The sequence below is a fragment of the Streptomyces niphimycinicus genome, from assembly GCF_018883605.1.
GTDB lineage: Bacteria > Actinomycetota > Actinomycetes > Streptomycetales > Streptomycetaceae > Streptomyces > Streptomyces niphimycinicus.
In genome coordinates this window covers 1-15,800 of sequence record NZ_JAHLEM010000291.1, presented here as the reverse complement: position 1 = coordinate 15,800, position 15,800 = coordinate 1, and the positions used below count along the sequence as shown (strand labels likewise).

Annotated in this window: 13 protein-coding genes; 12 read left to right on the top strand and 1 reads right to left on the bottom strand. The window is 70.6% G+C overall.

The window, feature by feature from the left end; all coding sequences use genetic code 11:
* The 12 genes from KN815_RS25325 to KN815_RS25270 all read left to right on the top strand — a co-directional run.
* Positions 1–341, top strand: a 341-nt coding sequence (locus KN815_RS25325) for a DUF3017 domain-containing protein (protein WP_216344227.1), incomplete at its 5' end; no start/stop codon positions are given.
* A gap of 333 nt (positions 342–674) precedes the next feature.
* Positions 675–1,763: a helix-turn-helix domain-containing protein gene (locus tag KN815_RS25320; RefSeq protein WP_216344226.1), complete on the top strand. Its 1,089-nt coding sequence runs from the start codon at positions 675–677 to the stop codon at positions 1,761–1,763.
* A 281-nt stretch (positions 1,764–2,044) separates the two neighbouring features.
* Complete coding sequence (locus KN815_RS25315) at positions 2,045–3,034, top strand: malate dehydrogenase (RefSeq protein ID WP_216344225.1); 990 nt, start codon at positions 2,045–2,047, stop codon at positions 3,032–3,034.
* A gap of 135 nt (positions 3,035–3,169) precedes the next feature.
* Complete coding sequence (locus KN815_RS25310; RefSeq protein ID WP_216344224.1) at positions 3,170–4,981, top strand: AbeC-like domain-containing protein; 1,812 nt, start codon at positions 3,170–3,172, stop codon at positions 4,979–4,981.
* Entirely contained in the window at positions 4,968–5,447 is a 480-nt protein-coding gene (locus KN815_RS25305) for a hypothetical protein (RefSeq protein ID WP_216344223.1), read from the top strand. The genes KN815_RS25310 and KN815_RS25305 overlap by 14 nt, the downstream gene beginning before the upstream one ends.
* A 1-nt stretch (position 5,448) precedes the next feature.
* Complete coding sequence (locus tag KN815_RS25300) at positions 5,449–6,243, top strand: serine/threonine kinase C-terminal domain-containing protein (RefSeq protein WP_253209233.1); 795 nt, start codon at positions 5,449–5,451, stop codon at positions 6,241–6,243.
* A gap of 338 nt (positions 6,244–6,581) precedes the next feature.
* Positions 6,582–7,316, top strand: a complete 735-nt coding sequence (locus KN815_RS25295; RefSeq protein ID WP_253209232.1) for a serine/threonine kinase C-terminal domain-containing protein — start codon at positions 6,582–6,584, stop codon at positions 7,314–7,316.
* A 202-nt stretch (positions 7,317–7,518) separates the two neighbouring features.
* On the top strand, positions 7,519–9,021 hold the full coding sequence (locus tag KN815_RS25290; RefSeq protein ID WP_216344222.1) for an aldehyde dehydrogenase family protein: 1,503 nt from the start codon (positions 7,519–7,521) through the stop codon (positions 9,019–9,021).
* Between the two features lie 206 nt (positions 9,022–9,227).
* A complete protein-coding gene (locus tag KN815_RS25285) occupies positions 9,228–10,814 on the top strand; it encodes a GMC family oxidoreductase (RefSeq protein ID WP_216344221.1) in 1,587 nt (528 codons plus the stop codon).
* A complete protein-coding gene (locus tag KN815_RS25280; RefSeq protein WP_253209231.1) occupies positions 10,814–11,914 on the top strand; it encodes a quaternary amine ABC transporter ATP-binding protein in 1,101 nt (366 codons plus the stop codon). Before KN815_RS25285 ends, KN815_RS25280 begins: the two co-directional genes overlap by 1 nt.
* Positions 11,915–11,951: 37 nt before the next feature.
* Entirely contained in the window at positions 11,952–13,982 is a 2,031-nt protein-coding gene (locus tag KN815_RS25275) for an ABC transporter permease (protein WP_372458472.1), read from the top strand.
* Position 13,983: 1 nt separating this feature from the next.
* Positions 13,984–14,961: an ABC transporter substrate-binding protein gene (locus KN815_RS25270; protein ID WP_216344219.1), complete on the top strand. Its 978-nt coding sequence runs from the start codon at positions 13,984–13,986 to the stop codon at positions 14,959–14,961.
* Positions 14,962–14,997: 36 nt separating this feature from the next.
* Here KN815_RS25270 and KN815_RS25265 read toward each other — a convergent pair whose 3' ends face one another.
* Complete coding sequence (locus KN815_RS25265; protein ID WP_216344218.1) at positions 14,998–15,570, bottom strand: Uma2 family endonuclease; 573 nt, start codon at positions 15,568–15,570, stop codon at positions 14,998–15,000.
* Positions 15,571–15,800 lie beyond the last annotated feature (230 nt).

Genomic DNA, 15,800 nt, shown 5'->3' with positions numbered 1-15,800 from the left:
CGGAGGGCGGCGGCCGGGCCGCGCCCGGTGCCGCCCCGGCGCCCGCCCGGCAGTGGCCGCTGCTCACGGTGATGGGCGGGGTGGGTCTGGGGCTGCTGATCGTCGCCCTGGACGCGTTCCGGGCGGGCACGGTGCTGATCGGGCTGTCCCTGCTGGCGGGCGCCTTCATACGGTGGGCGCTGCCCGAGGTGGGGATGCTCGCGGTGCGGTCGCGCTTCACCGACATGCTGACCTACGGGCTGCTGGGCGCGGCGATCGTGCTGCTGTCCCTGATGGCCCAGCCGGATCCGTGGGTGTCGATTCCGTTCCTGGACGACGTGGTGCATTTCACGGTCCGTTAGCCGACGGCGTGAAACGGCGGCCCGTCCTCTCCCCCGTGGAAGGACGGGCCGCCTGGTAATCAGGGTTGTGTGTGGACTGTGCCGGATCAATGACCGTCGGGACCCTGTGGCGCGGAAGTGACCGTTCCAGCACGAGGTCTCGGCCGTGCAACGACGAGCCGGGCGCGGTGGAGTACGCACCGGTGCACGAAATGCTCCGATGCGCCCCCGATGGAGGAGCTGACATCCTGGGGCAAGGCGTCCCTTTGGGTAGTCGGTTCGGGGCCCGGAGGCGCCAACAGGGGGCGTAGCGCGGGAGATTGACAGGCACGTGCGGGGGGACAGGGGGAGGCAATGCCTCGTTGGAGGGACCTGCCGGAGGGACTCGATCCGCAGGTACAGGAGTTCACCGGTCAGTTGCGCACGATTGTCGAGCGCAGCGGGCTGAGCGTGGTCGCCGTCGCCGACCGCACCGGCTACAGCAAGAGTTCATGGGAGCGCTATCTGGGCGGACGGCCGCTGCCCCCGCAGGGAGCGGTGGAGGCCCTGGCCGAGGCCACGGGCGCCGACGTCCATCACCTCGGCACGCTGTGGGAGCTGGCGGAGCGGGCCTGGAGCCGCTCCGAGATGCGGCACGACGTCACGATGGAGGCCATCAGCGTCGCGCAGGCGCGGGCCGCCATCGAGCAGTTCGACCCGGCGGCGCAGGGGGTGGGCGCGCGGAAGAACGGCCGTCCCTCGGGGAAGGAGCGGTCGAGCGTCGAACCGCCGGAACCTGAGCAGCCGTTGGTCGCGACGGCTCCGGTGTTCTCGGCTCCCGCGGCGCCGCCGGCCGAGCGGGCACCGGGCTCCTCCGGGCCGCCGTCGCGCGTCTCGTCCCCTCCGTCACCGCCGACCTTCCCGTCGGGGCCGCCGTCGCCTTCCGGGACGGGGCGCAAGCGTGTCGCGCTGTTCGCCGGGGGGCTTGTCGGCGCGCTCTTACTCGTCGCCGGCGCCGTCCTGCTGATCGACGCGGGCGGCGACGGCGAGAAGCGCGGCCAGAGGCCGACCACCGCACCGGCCACCAGCGCGCGTCAGTTGCCGGCGGGCGTGAAGTGCGCGGGGGAGGACTGCGACGGTCAGGATCCGCAGGTCATGGGGTGCGGCGCCGCCGCGACGACCACCGCGGACGTCACCGTCGGCACCGCGTATGTCGAGGTCCGCTACAGCAAGACCTGCCGGGCGGCCTGGGCCCGTATCACCCGGGCGGCCCCGGACGATGTGATCAAGATCAAGGCGCCGGGCACGAGGGGCGGTGCGGCCCGCGCGCAGAACAGCAGGGCCGGGACCGACGGCGACGCCTACACCAAGATGATCTCGGTGGACGCCACCGCGCGGACCACCGCATGCGCCACGCTCACGGGCGGTACGCGGGCCTGCACGGCCCCTGGCGCGCAGGGGTGAGCGCGGGCGAGGGAAGCCCGTCCGGGGGAATTCGGAAACGGGGGGAATGGGCCGGGGGAATCGGGGCAGGCGCTGTCCGAGCCCCCCACGGGTGCGGCACTGGGCGGCCGCCTGCACTCCCCCTCCTGGCAGGCGGCCGCCCAAGTGCGCGGGGACGGAACGCGCGGTGAGCGGTTACACAGTGGCCCGAGAGAACCTGGGCCAGGTGCCGTCGGATAGCCTGACGCAGGTATCTCGACACCAAGAGATCTTGGACTGACAACACAGCGCAGGAGACCGCCATGACCCGCACTCCCGTCACCGTCACCGTCACCGGCGCGGCCGGCCAGATCGGCTACGCGCTGCTCTTCCGCATCGCCTCCGGTCAGCTCCTCGGCGCGGACGTGCCGGTCAAGCTGCGTCTCCTGGAGATCCCGCAGGGGCTGAAGGCCGCCGAGGGCACCGCGATGGAGCTCGACGACTGCGCCTTCCCGCTCCTCCAGGGCATCGACATCTCCGACGACCCGAACGTGGGCTTCGACGGTGCGAACGTCGCCCTGCTGGTCGGCGCCCGCCCGCGCACCAAGGGCATGGAGCGCGGCGATCTGCTGGAGGCCAACGGCGGCATCTTCAAGCCGCAGGGCAAGGCCATCAACGACCACGCCGCGGACGACATCAAGGTCCTGGTCGTGGGCAACCCGGCCAACACCAACGCGCTCATCGCGCAGGCCGCCGCGCCGGACGTACCGGCCGAGCGCTTCACCGCGATGACCCGGCTGGACCACAACCGCGCCCTGTCGCAGCTCTCGAAGAAGACCGGCGCCCCGGTCAGCGAGATCAAGAAGCTGACGATCTGGGGCAACCACTCCGCCACCCAGTACCCGGACGTCTTCCACGCCGAGGTCGCGGGCAAGAACGCCGCCGAGGTCGTCAACGACGAGCAGTGGCTGGCCGACACCTTCATCCCGACCGTCGCCAAGCGCGGTGCCGCGATCATCGAGGCGCGCGGCGCCTCCTCGGCCGCCTCCGCCGCCAACGCCGCCATCGACCACGTCCACACCTGGGTCAACGGCACCGACGCCGGCAACTGGACCTCCGCCGGTGTGGTCTCCGACGGCTCGTACGGGGTGCCGGAGGGCCTGATCTCCTCGTTCCCGGTCACCGCCGCGAACGGGAAGTTCGAGATCGTCCAGGGCCTGGACGTCAACGAGTTCTCGCGGACCCGCATCGACGCGTCGGTGAAGGAGCTCGAGGAGGAGCGCGAGGCCGTGCGGGGCCTCGGCCTGATCTGACGCGCCTCACCGAGGCCGATTCCGAAGGGTCACACTCCGGTATTCACTCCGGAGTGTGACCCTTCGGCCATTCACTGTAATCGTGGGCCATCTTCCCTTAGCGTGGAGGTAGTTGCTACGGCCTCGGGGGGAAACATGGCCAACACGCGCGGTGATCATTCTTTGGGCGACCACTCGTCTCGGCTGCCGCAGCCGCGGCCGGAGCCTTTATCGGCCGTCCCCTCTTCTCGCGCCGCCGACGATGCGTCCCCTTACGCCACCAGCGAGGCGACCCGGCTGCTGTGCGCGGGCGCCTATCTGGACGACGACTTCCGGGACGCGGTCCTGGACGAGCTGTATGTCCACGAGGAGCGGGCCGTGGCGCCCTCGCTGGGCATCGACGCGGCCCGGGTGCTCGCGCACGCGCTGCGCGCCCGCCGTCTGGAGGCATGCTGGACCGCGCTGCTGGTGTCCTTATGGGGGCTGGACTTTCTGCTGGCGCAGGGCTTCTTCTATCTGTTCCTGGCGTCCTGTGCGCTGCTTCTGCTGGCGTCCTGGGCCAGAGGCGGCGCCATGGGCCCCTTCCGCGCCGACTATCCCGGGGCCGACGGGGTCACCGTCACCCGGCGGCGGGCGGCCGCGGTGCTGCGGCTGCTCGGCTGTCTGATCCTGCTGTCCTATACGGTCTCCGCCCTGACGCAGGCGTTCACCGGCGAGCCCGCCACGAGCGGGCTTCAGGGCATCGCACCGGCCCTGGCGACCGGGTCGGACACCAGCGCCGCCTGGTTCGCGCTGGTGATCCCGGCCATGATGGCCACCGCGGTCGCCCTGCACCGTGAGCATGTGGCCCGGGTGCTGGCCACCGACCTGGAGCCGGAGACCTTCGCCGACCTCGCCGCGGATCCCGCGGAGCGATTCGAGGGCGGGCGCTTCCAGCGGGTGCGGGCCCTGATCCGCCGCGAGCAGCACTCACCGGTGATCCTCTACCACGATCGGCACCCCTTCCTCGGCGCCGGCATGGCGCATGACACCTGGACCCTCGCCGTCGAGCTGCGGCCACGAGAGGGCGACGAGCCGGCGCCGCTGGACAACCGCGTGATCCTGGAGCGAATCCGCCCGCTGGTCGAGAAGTTGCGCACCCCCTCGACCCAGGGCACCGCCGCTGTCCAGGGCACGGCCCCTGTCCCAGGCACCGCCCGGCCAGCCGCCGCGAGCCGCGACCGGCTGCGCGGCCTGGAGCTGGACGAATGCGTCTTCCTCAAGGTCACCGGATTGCGGAGCCGCTCCTTCGTGCCGTACGGCGAGGCGGACTTCGCGCGGGAGCGGGCGGAGGCCGTCGAGGAGGGCGGAGAGATCCGCCGGCACTTTCTGCGCATTCGCGTCGGCGCATGGCGGGAAGAGGTGGTCACCACCGTCTTCGTGCGGGTGCATACGCAGGGCGGCATGCTGATGCTGGAGTTCGCGCCGCATGTGCTGCGCCCGATCCGCCCGGACTTCCGGGCGGTCGACCGGCTCTCCGACTCCCACCGCCGCGGCGGACTGCCGGGCAAGGCGGTCTGGGCGCTCGGGCGGACACCCACGGCGGCGGGCTGGGCGGTCATCCACGCCTTCCGCTCGGCCGCCTTCGTCTGGCGGATGTACGCGGGGGGTTATGAGGCGGCCATCCCCGACGGGCCCTGGACCTCGGTGCGGGAGCTGGGCAGCGACGCCGGCGCATCGCTCTTCCAGGAGATGGATGTCAGCCGCTATCTGAAGAGCGTCGAGGACCGAGTGGCCAATGGCGTGCGGAGGGCGCTCGACGAAGCCGGCTGGGAGACCGGCGAGTTCGAGCAGAAGGTCATCAATGTGAGCGGCGGCGGGGTCTTCATCGAGTCCGCGGCGAACAGCGCCTTCGGCTTCGGTGACCACAACACCATCAGCAACACCACCGGAACCAATGGAGCGGGAGGCGGCCATGGCGATGGCTGACACGGAGGACGGCAGCGGCGTGGGCGGCGGCGGTGCGGACCACACGGCGGGCGCGAGCGGTGGCGGCGCGAGCGGTGGCGGTGCGGGCCCGGCGGGCGGCGGCGGGCGCACATTCGGGGACATCAGGTTCGGCAAGGTGAGCGGCAGCGCCATCGGCATCGGCGACCACAACCACATTGTGAACGGACGGCAGGGGGAGGCTTCTTGCGACCCCGCCTATCAGGAGCTGCTGGAGGCCGTCCGACAGCTCGCCGAGGATCTGCGACGGGTGGTCCCGAGCCCGGAGGTCGGCGCGCTCTCCGATGAACTGGACCAGACCCAGGACGAGATCCAGCGCACCGGCCGGGCCGGGGCCGGCCGACTTGCCAGGATCCGGGTGATGTTGCAGGACGCGAGCGCCAGTGTCGGCATGCTCGCCTCCGGCGTCGCCGTCGGACAGGCGGTCGGCGCGCTCCTGGGCGGCTGAGATGAGCACACCGGGCGGCGAGGGGGGCCGTCGATGGGACGAGGAGGCTCAGCGCTGGGTGGGGGAGGGCGCGGAGCCGCCCGCCCCGGGCCGAAGACCACCCAATCCACATATGGGCACGGTGCTGCTGGCGGTGCTCGCCGTGGTGCTGGTCGGCGGGATCGGGTTCGGCGCCTGGAAGTTGGTGTCGGGCGGCGGGGGCGACAAGCCCGGGGCGGACGGCGGTTCGCCCTCGGCCTCGTCCTGGTCGCCGTCGGCCGAGCAGCCCTCGGGCGTGCCGTCGGGGCCGTTCTCGGAGACGACCTCGGCGCCGCCGTCGGTGTCCACGGACAGCACACAGGAGCCGCCGGCGGACTATGTGCGCACCACCGACGCGGAGGGGTTCCGGCTGGATGTGCCCAGGGGCTGGCAGCGGGTCAAGCGCGATACGGGGGTGTTCTACGAATCGTCCGACGCGAGCAGCCTGATCCAGGTCTTCGCACTGACCGAGCCCGACATCACCCCGTACGAGGCGCTGCGCCAGGCGGAGACGGGGCTCAAGAAGAACCCCGACTACCGGCGGTACGAGCTGAAGCGGCTCGGCCCCGGCGATGACGCGGACGCGGAGCTGGAGTACGGCTACCGCAGCGCCAAGTACGGCCAGCGCCGAATACTCGACCGCGCCTTCACCGGTCCCGACCAGGTGCAGTACGCGGTGCTGGTCGCGGGCCCGGCCGACGACTGGCCGCAGCAGCGGGAGCGGCAGCGCATCGTGCTGGCGTCCTTCTGCCCCACCGCCTACTGCCCGGCCACCTGACTGGGGGCAGGCGCATCCGGCGGGGGCAAGGGCAGGCACGGATCGGCGGCAGCCAGCGTCAGGCACAGGACGGTGCGGTTAAGGCGACATATCCGTATCGGTGGAGTGGCGGAGGGTGGGGAGACCCTCGAACCGGGTACACCGATGTCGGTCGGCGCGGCTTATCGGCTTATGGGCGCAGAGTTCCACTATCGGGGGGATAGATGAGCATGCATGACGGGGGAGCGCCGGGAGGACCGGGAGCCACGGGAGCCCCGGGAGCGCCGGGAGCGCCGGGAGGACCGGGAGAGCCTGGAGCGCCTGGGCAGGACGTCAGGCGGGCATTGCGGGCGCTGGCGGTGACGATCTTCCTGGTCGGGGGGATCGCGTTTTCCGGATGGGTGGCCTTCGGCGGCGACGGCACCTCCCGCCATCAGGCGGGGCCGCTGCCCTGGGACCAGGAGAGCCCCACGGCCACGCCGAGCGCGGACGCCTCCCAGCCGAGCGATCTCTATCCCTCACCCGGCCCCGAGACCAGCGGGCCCACCGATCTCCCCACGGACCTGCCGACCGGGGCGTCCCCGTCCGCGACGCCCTTCGGCACCCCGTCCTCCCCCTCCCTGACCGGTGCCGCCCCGCCCGCGGGCTACAGCACCCAGGCCGACCCCGCCGGATACCATCTCGCGGTCCCGGACGGCTGGCGGCGGACGGCCGAGGGCCCCAGCGTCTACTACACCTCGCCCGACGACAGCACCGTGATCCAGGTCTTCGAGCTGCACGGCCCCGAGTCGACGCCGTACGCGTCCGCCCAGGAGGCCGAGCGGATCGCCTCCACCCACCGCGACTACGAGCAGATCGCCCTCACCCGGCTGGGCTCGGCCGCCACGGACCCGGCGCAGCTCGAGTACACGTACCAGTCCAAGAGCGACGGCCACCGCCGGATACTCGACCGCCGCTTCGCCGCCCCCAACGGCACGATGTACGCGGTGCTGGTGATCGGCCCCTCCGGGGACGGGGACCGGGCGGAGGAGCGGGAGGTCCATCAGGCGGCGATGGACACCTTCTGCCCGACCTCCTACTGCACCGCTTCCTGACAGCCTCCTGACACGACCGACGTGCATCAGCTCTTGACAGATCGGCCGATCATGACCCGGGTGGCAGGTTCTGCCTTCGGATCACGTGAGGCGGCCCACTTTCTCTTGCGAATCGCGCATAGGTTCCCGCCTTCCGGTTAGGGGTCCATGTTGCTGGCTTTGGCCGGCGGCAAAGTTCGCAGAACCGGAAGGCAGAATTCACGTGGCGGCAGTCGAGACCATTCATGTGGACGGCGTGTGGCAGGCAGCCGTATCCGGGGCGCAGCGGGAGGTTCTCGATCCCGCGGACGCCAAGACCCTCGCCGTCGTCGCCGAGGGTGGTGTCGAGGACACCGACGCGGCGGTCGCGGCCGCGCGGCGCGCCTTCGATCAGGGCCCCTGGCCCGGGACGCCGGTGGCCGAGCGGGCGGCGCTGCTGCGCCGCGTCGCCGAGCTGCTCCAGCGCGACCGGGAGACGGTCGCGCTCATCGAGAGCCGTGACACCGGCAAGACCCTGGAGGAGGGGCGGGTCGACGTCGACGACGTGACCAATGCCTTCCGCTACTTCGCCGACCTGGCCGCGGGCGAGTCGGCCGGGCGGGTCATCGACGCGGGCACCCCCGATGTGCACAGCGTCGTGGTCCACGAGCCGGTCGGCGTCTGCGCGATGATCACCCCCTGGAACTATCCGCTGCTCCAGGCGAGCTGGAAGATCGCCCCGGCGCTGGTCGCCGGGAACACCTTTGTGATCAAGCCCAGCGAGGTGACCCCGCTGTCCACCGTCCATCTGGTGCGGCTGCTGGCCGAGGCCGGGCTGCCGGCCGGGGTGGCCAACCTGGTCACCGGCACGGGCGACCCCGTGGGCGCCCGGCTCTCCGAGCACCCCGATGTGGATCTGATCTCCTTCACCGGCGGGCTGATCAGCGGCACCAAGGTCGCGCAGGCCGCCGCCCCGACGGTCAAGAAGGTCGCGCTGGAGCTCGGCGGCAAGAACCCCAATGTGGTCTTCGCCGACGCCTGCGCCACCGCCGAGGGCTTTGACACCGCCGTCGACCAGGCCCTGAACGCCGCGTTCATCCACAGCGGCCAGGTCTGCTCCGCCGGTGCCCGGCTGATCATCGAGGAGTCGGTGCGCGAGCGGTTCGTGGCCGAGCTGGCCCGCCGCGCGGAGAAGATCAAGCTGGGCCGTGGCACCGAGGGCGGTGTCGAATGCGGTCCGCTGGTCTCGGCCCAGCAGTTGGACAAGACCGAGGCGTATGTGGCGTCCGCCCTGGCGGAGGGCGCCCTGCTGCGCTGCGGCGGCAAGCAGCCGGAGCCCAACGAGGCCCGCCCGGCCACCGGTTATTTCTACCTCCCGACCGTGCTCGACCAGTGCCATCGCGAGATGCGGGTGGTGCGGGAGGAGACGTTTGGGCCGATTCTGACCGTCGAGTCCTTCCAAACCGAGGACGAGGCCGTCACACTCGCCAATGACACGGAGTACGGACTGGCCGGCGCCGTCTGGTCCGCCGACACCGCGCGGGCGCGCCGCGTCGCCGCCCGGCTGCGGCACGGCACCGTGTGGATCAACGACTATCACCCCTACCTTCCGCAGGCCGAATGGGGCGGTTTCGGCAAGTCCGGGGTCGGGCGCGAGCTCGGTCCCGCGGGCCTTGACGAATACCGCGAGACCAAGCACGTCTACGAGAACCTGCGACCGAGCCCCGTGCGCTGGTTCGCCGGCTGACCCCCCGCCGCCGGCCCCGCCCGGGGTCGGCCGGGCCCGGACTCGTCCCCCCTGGGCCCGGGCCCGGCCGCACCCCGTCACGGCGACCGGCGGGGATCAGCCCGTGGACACCGAGGCACCCGGCAACACCCCCACCCCCAGGGGCGGCAGCCCCCGTCCCGCACCGGCGCGAGCCGTTTGGGTAAGACCGCGAGGAGTAACCCCACATGTCCGTACCTGTCGTATACGACTATGTCGTCATCGGCGGCGGCACCGCAGGATCGGTGATCGCTTCCCGGCTCACCGAGGACCCGGGCATCCGTGTCGCCGTCATCGAGGGCGGACCGTCCGATGTCGACCGCCCCGATGTGCTCACGCTGCGCCGCTGGCTCGGGCTGCTCGGCGGGGACTTGGACTACGACTACCCCACCACCGAGCAGCCACGCGGAAATTCGCATATCCGGCACAGCCGGGCGCGGGTGCTCGGGGGGTGCTCCTCGCACAACACCCTGATCTCCTTCAAGCCGCTGCCGGGTGACTGGGACGAGTGGGCCGAGGCCGGCGCCGAGGGCTGGGACGCGGAGTCCATGGACCCGTACTTCCAGCGGCTGCGCAACAACATCGTCCCGGTGGACGAGAAGGACCGGAACGCGATCGCGCGGGACTTCGTCGAGGCCGCCCAGTCCGCCGCCGGGGTGCCGCGGGTCGAGGGGTTCAACCAGCGGCCGTTCCATGAGGGCGTCGGCTTCTTCGACCTCGCGTACCACCCGGAGAACAACAAGCGCTCCTCGGCGTCGGTCGCCTATCTGCACCCGTTCCTGGACCGGCCCAACCTCCATCTGATGCTGGAGACCTGGGCGTACAAGCTGGAGCTGGACGACACCGGCCGGGTCACCGGCGTCCATGTGCGCACCAAGGACGGCGAGGAGATCGTCGTGCGGGCCGAGACCGAGGTCCTGGTCTGCGCGGGCGCCGTGGACACCCCGCGGCTGCTGATGCACTCCGGTATCGGGCCCAAGCCGGATCTGGAGGCGCTGGGCATTCCCGTCGTCCACGATCTGCCGGGCGTCGGCGAGAATCTGCTCGACCACCCCGAGTCGGTCATCGTGTGGGAGACGGACGGCCCGATCCCGGACAACTCCGCGATGGACTCCGACGCGGGCCTGTTCATCCGGCGGGACCCCGAATCCCGGGGCCCGGACCTGATGTTCCACTTCTACCAGATCCCGTTCACCGACAATCCGGAGCGGCTGGGCTACGAGAAGCCCGAGCACGGCGTGTCGATGACGCCCAACATCCCCAAGCCGCGCAGCCGCGGCCGGCTCTACCTCACCAGCGCCGATCCGTCCGTCAAACCCGCCCTCGACTTCCGGTACTTCACGGACGAGGACGACTACGACGGCCGCACGCTGGTCGACGGCATCCGGGTCGCGCGTGAGATCGCCAAGACCGAACCGCTGGCGAGCTGGCTCAAGCGCGAGGTGTGCCCGGGCCCGGAGATCACCTCGGACGAGGAGATCAGCGAATACGCCCGCAAGGTCGCGCACACCGTGTACCACCCGGCGGGCACCTGTCGTATGGGTGCCCCGTCGGACCAACTCGCCGTGGTCGGCCCCGATCTGCGGATCCGGGGTCTGAACGGCGTCCGTATCGCCGACGCGTCCGTCTTCCCGACGATGCCGGCCGTGAACCCGATGATCGGAGTCCTGATGGTGGGCGAGAAGTGCGCTGAGCTGCTGTTCGAGGATCGCGACCGGGAGCGGCACAGGCCCGATGACCGGGCTGCCACACTCGCGCCGGGAGGTGAGGCGTGATGGCCACGACCCTGGTCCCCGAGACGCCCGACACCCCCAAGATCCCCGAGAGCGGCGAGCGCGCCCCGGTGTTCTCGGTCCGCGATCTGTGGAAGGTCTTCGGCCCCAAGGCCGAGCGCATCCCCGGTTCCGCCGAGGCGGAGCTGTCCGCCGCGGAGCTGCGTGCCCGCACCGGCTGCACCGCCGCCGTCCGCGAGGTCTCCTTCGACGTCCAGCCGGGCGAGGTCTTCGTGGTCATGGGGCTGTCCGGCTCCGGCAAGTCCACCCTCGTACGCTGCCTCACCCGGCTGATCGAGCCCACCTCCGGGACTCTGAAGATCGACGGCGAGGACGTCCTGGCCATGGACAAGACGCGGCTGCGCGATCTGCGCCGGCACCGCGCCGCCATGGTCTTCCAGCACTTCGGACTGCTGCCGCACCGCTCCGTCATCGACAACGTCGCCTATGGCCTGGAGATCCAGGGCGTGGGCAAGGCCGAGCGCCGCGCCAAGGCCGCCGAGGTGGTGGAGAAGGTCGGTCTCACCGGTCTTGAGCGCCGCCGCCCCGGACAGCTCTCCGGCGGTCAGCAGCAGCGGGTGGGCCTGGCCCGGGCGCTCGCCGTCGACCCCGAGGTGCTGCTCTTCGACGAGCCGTTCAGCGCGCTCGACCCGCTGATCCGCCGCGATATGCAGGAGGAGGTCATCCGCCTGCACCATGACGAGGGCCGGACGATGGTCTTCATCACCCATGACCTCAGCGAGGCGCTGCGGCTCGGCGACCGCATCATGCTGATGCGCGACGGCGGGATCGTGCAGCTCGGCACCCCGGAGGAGATCGTCGGCTCCCCGGCGGACGACTATGTACGGGACTTCGTCCGCGACGTTCCGCGGGAGCAGGTGCTGACCGTGCGCCGCGCCATGCGCCCCGCGACGTCGGACGAGCAGGACGGCGGGCCCGCGCTGGCCCCGGGCACCACGGTGGCCGACGCGATCGAGGCCGTGGCCCGCACCGGCGGCCCCGCGCGCGTGGTGGACGACGGCCGCTGCCTGGGTGTCGTCGACCACGCCTGTCTGCTCAGCGTCGTCGCGGGCTTGGACGGCAAGGGGGCGGCCGCGGCATGACCACCGCCTCGACCCTCTCTCCGCCGGGCGGCACCGGGTGGCGCGTATGAGTGCCACGGCCACCCGCCCCTCCACCGACCCCGCCACCGATCCGGCCGCCACCGGGACGGCGGCGGCCGAACCGCGCCCGTCCCTGCTGAGCTCCGCCGTCCGCAGCCCCGCCGCGCGCAAGCTGGCGGTGCTCGCGGTGATCGCCGCCGTGCTCATACCGCTCGCGCACGCCAAATGGGCGAGCGGCAGTTGGCCGCATGCGCTGACCGTCGATGTGTCCGGACCGCTCGGCGATGCCAGCGACTGGATCCTCGACAACCGTGACAGTCACTGGATCTTTCTCTACTTCTTCGGCCACATCAGCAACGTCATCATCATCGGTGTCCGCGCCGTCTATGTGGCCCTGCTCGCTCTCGGCTGGGCCGGTGTCACCGCCGGGCTGACCCTGATCGCCTGGCGGGTCGCCGGGGTGCGGATCGCGGTCACGACCCTGGTGTCCTTCGCCATCTGCGGACTGCTGGGCATGTGGGTGCCCACGATGCAGACGCTCGCGCTGATGGCCATCGCCGTCACCGCCTCCGTCATCATCGGCGGACTGCTCGGCCTGGCCGGCGGCCTCTCGGAATGGGCGTTCCGGGTGCTGCGGCCGGTGCTCGACACCATGCAGGTGCTGCCCGCGTTCGCGTATCTGCTCCCCGTCGTGATGATCTTCGGCAATGGCGTGCCCGGTGCGGTGCTGGCCACCGTGATCTACGCGGCTCCGCCCATGGCCCGGCTCACCGCGCTCGGCCTGCGCGGCGCGGACGCCGGGGTGCTGGAAGCGGTGACCTCGCTCGGCGCGACCTGGCGGCAGCGGCTGCTGTCCGCCCGGCTGCCGCTGGCCCGCAAGGAACTGCTGCTGGGCATCAACCAGACGATCATGATGGCGCTGTCCATGGCCGTCATCGCCTCCGTGATCGGCGGCGGCGGTCTCGGTGACCGCGTCTACCAGGCGCTGTCCAGTGTCGACGTCGGTAAGGCGCTCGCCGCCGGCCTCCCGATCGTGCTCCTCGCCATCGTGATGGACCGCACCATCGGAACGGCCGGCGAGCGGCTCGGCGAGCCCCCGGCCGAGGGCGGGCATCGGCTGCTGCGCGGCTGGCCCGCATGGGCGGGAGCCGCGGCGGTCACCGCTGTCATCACCGTCGTCGGACGGCTGACCGGCTCCCAGACCTGGCCGACCGGCTGGACCGTCGCCATCGAGGAGCCCGTCAACCAGTTCAAGGAGTGGATGGTCGACCACCTCTACACCGGAGTGCCGGTCGTCGGCGGCACCGCCGACTGGGCCGCGCACTACGTCAAGTGGATCCTCGACCCGCTGCGCGAGGGGCTTCAGGGCCTCCCGTGGTACGCGGTGCTGCTGATCGTCGCGGCGCTGGCCTGGCTGATCGGCACCTGGGCCACCGCGCTGACCGCCACCGCCGCCATGGCCGCGATCGGTGTGCTCGGCGTGTGGGAGCCGTCCATGGACACCCTCTCCCAGGTGCTGGCGGCCGTCTTCGTCACGCTGGTCCTCGGTTTCGCGATCGGCATCTGGGCCGCGCGCAGCACCCGGCTGGAGCGGATGATGCGACCGGTGCTGGACATGTTCCAGACCATGCCGCAGTTCGTGTATCTGATCCCCGTGGTCGCGCTGTTCGGCGTCGGCCGCGCCCCCGCGGCGGCCGCGGCCATCGTCTACGCGCTGCCCGCCGTCATCCGCATCACCACCCAGGGGATCCGGAACGTCGACCCGGCCGCGCTGGAGTCGGCGCGTTCGCTCGGCGCCACCCAGGGACAGCAACTGCGCCAGGTCCAGCTTCCGCTGGCCCGCCCGGCGCTGCTGCTCGCCGTCAACCAGGGCGTGGTGCTGGTGCTGGCCGTGGTCGTCATCGGCGGTCTGGTCGGATCCGGCGCGCTCGGCTACGACGTGCTGTTCGGCCTGGCACAGGGCGATCTGGCGACCGGTCTGGTGGCGGGTACGGCGATCGTCTGCCTGGGGCTGATGCTCGACCGTGTGACCCAGCCGACCGAACGCCGTGACAGGAAGGGGGCTTGAGATGGCTCGCACCCGCATGCAGTTGCTGATGGCCGCCGCCGGGATCGCGGCCGTGTTCACCGCGACCGGCTGCGGCGCGGCGGACATGACCAAGCAGTCCTCGCCGTACGCCAATGTGGGCGGGGCGAAGAGCGTCACGCTCTCGGTCCAGTCGTGGGTCGGCGCCCAGGCCAATGTCGCGGTCGCCCAGTATCTGCTGGAGCATGAGCTGGGCTACCGGGTCGACACCGTCCAGGTGGACGAGATTCCGGCGTGGGACGCGCTCAGCCAGGGCCGGGTGGACGCGATCCTGGAGGACTGGGGCCACCCGGAGCAGGAACAGCGCTACGTCAAGGACAAGAAGCTGATCGTGCCGGGCGGCGGGCTCGGCGTCACCGGCCATATCGGCTGGTGGGTGCCGAAGTACTTCGCCGACAAACATCCGGACGTGCTGAACTGGAAGAACCTCAACAAGTACGCCAAGACCTTCAAGACCGCGGAGAGCGGCGGCAAGGGCCAGTTGCTGGACGGTTCCCCGTCCTATGTCACCAATGACAAGGCGCTGGTGAAGAATCTGAAGCTGAACTACCAGATCGTCTTCTCGGGTTCGGAGGCGGCGCAGATCACCCAGATCAAGCAGTTCGCCAAGGGCAAGAAGCCGTTCCTGACGTACTGGTACGAGCCGCAGTGGCTGTTCAACCAGGTGCCGATGGCCGAGGTCAAGCTGCCCAAGTACACCGACAAGTGCGCGAACGAGGGCACCAAGGACCCCGAGTCCGTCGACTGTGCCTATCCGACCACACCGCTTCAGAAGTACCTCAACGCGGACTTCGCGAAGCAGGGCGGCAAGGCGTCGGCGTTCCTGAAGAAGTTCCACTGGACCAAGGAGGACCAGAACGAGGTGTCGGAGCTGATCGCCTCGAAGGGAATGTCGGCCCAGGACGCCGCGAAGGAATGGGTCGAGGCGCATCCGGACGTCTGGAAGAAGTGGCTGCCCTGAGCCCGGATGGCGCTCAGGGCAGCCTGGGCGACCGGATTACTTGAGGAAGCCCGCGGTGTCGAGTTCGAGGCCGAGCGGTTCGGGGAGCGTCACCGGCTCCCCGAACGCCGCTCGGTGCTCATCCCGGTAGCGGCCCTTTCCGTCCGGTGCGGAATACACGGTCGTGGAGCCCTCGTCGTCGTGCGGGTCGATCAGCAGATAGATCGGCACGTTGGAGTGGGCGTAGCCCTTGACCTTGTCCTGGAGATCGCGCGCTCGTGTGGAGGGCGATGTGATCTCGGCGACGAGCAGGACGTCACCCGCCTGGACCTGCCATTCCTCCATACTCTTCAGCGCTTTCGACTCGCAGATGAGCAGGTCCGGGATGAACCTCTCTTCCGTCGCGGGGAGGAAGACCGTTGTGGTGTTGGTAAGGCGCCATTGAGTCGGTACCTCGCGGACGAGTTGGACGTTCAGTTCGCTGAAGATCCAGTTGTGGAAATTCGCAGGCGTCGGTGAGATGACGATCTCCCCCCCGATGAGTTCTGCCCGCATTCCATCCGGCAACTCAAGCCGGGCATGGATGTCGAGCAGATTTTCGAACTCTTGGTCGGGCAGTGGCGCCGTCATCACGAGACCTCCCATTGGCGGGTCCCCCTTCTGGCTGTGTTGCCTTCATGCCGTACTGCCTTGCGGGGGCCTGTCACCATCATGCGTTATGCGATGACTCCGACGTCGGACAACGGCCCCCGTCGTCAATAACGACGACGGGGGCAGATGGTCACACGTTCGGCTTGTAGACACCGGGGGTCATACGGGTGGTCACACCGATCCGGTTCCAGGCGTTGATGGTGAGGATC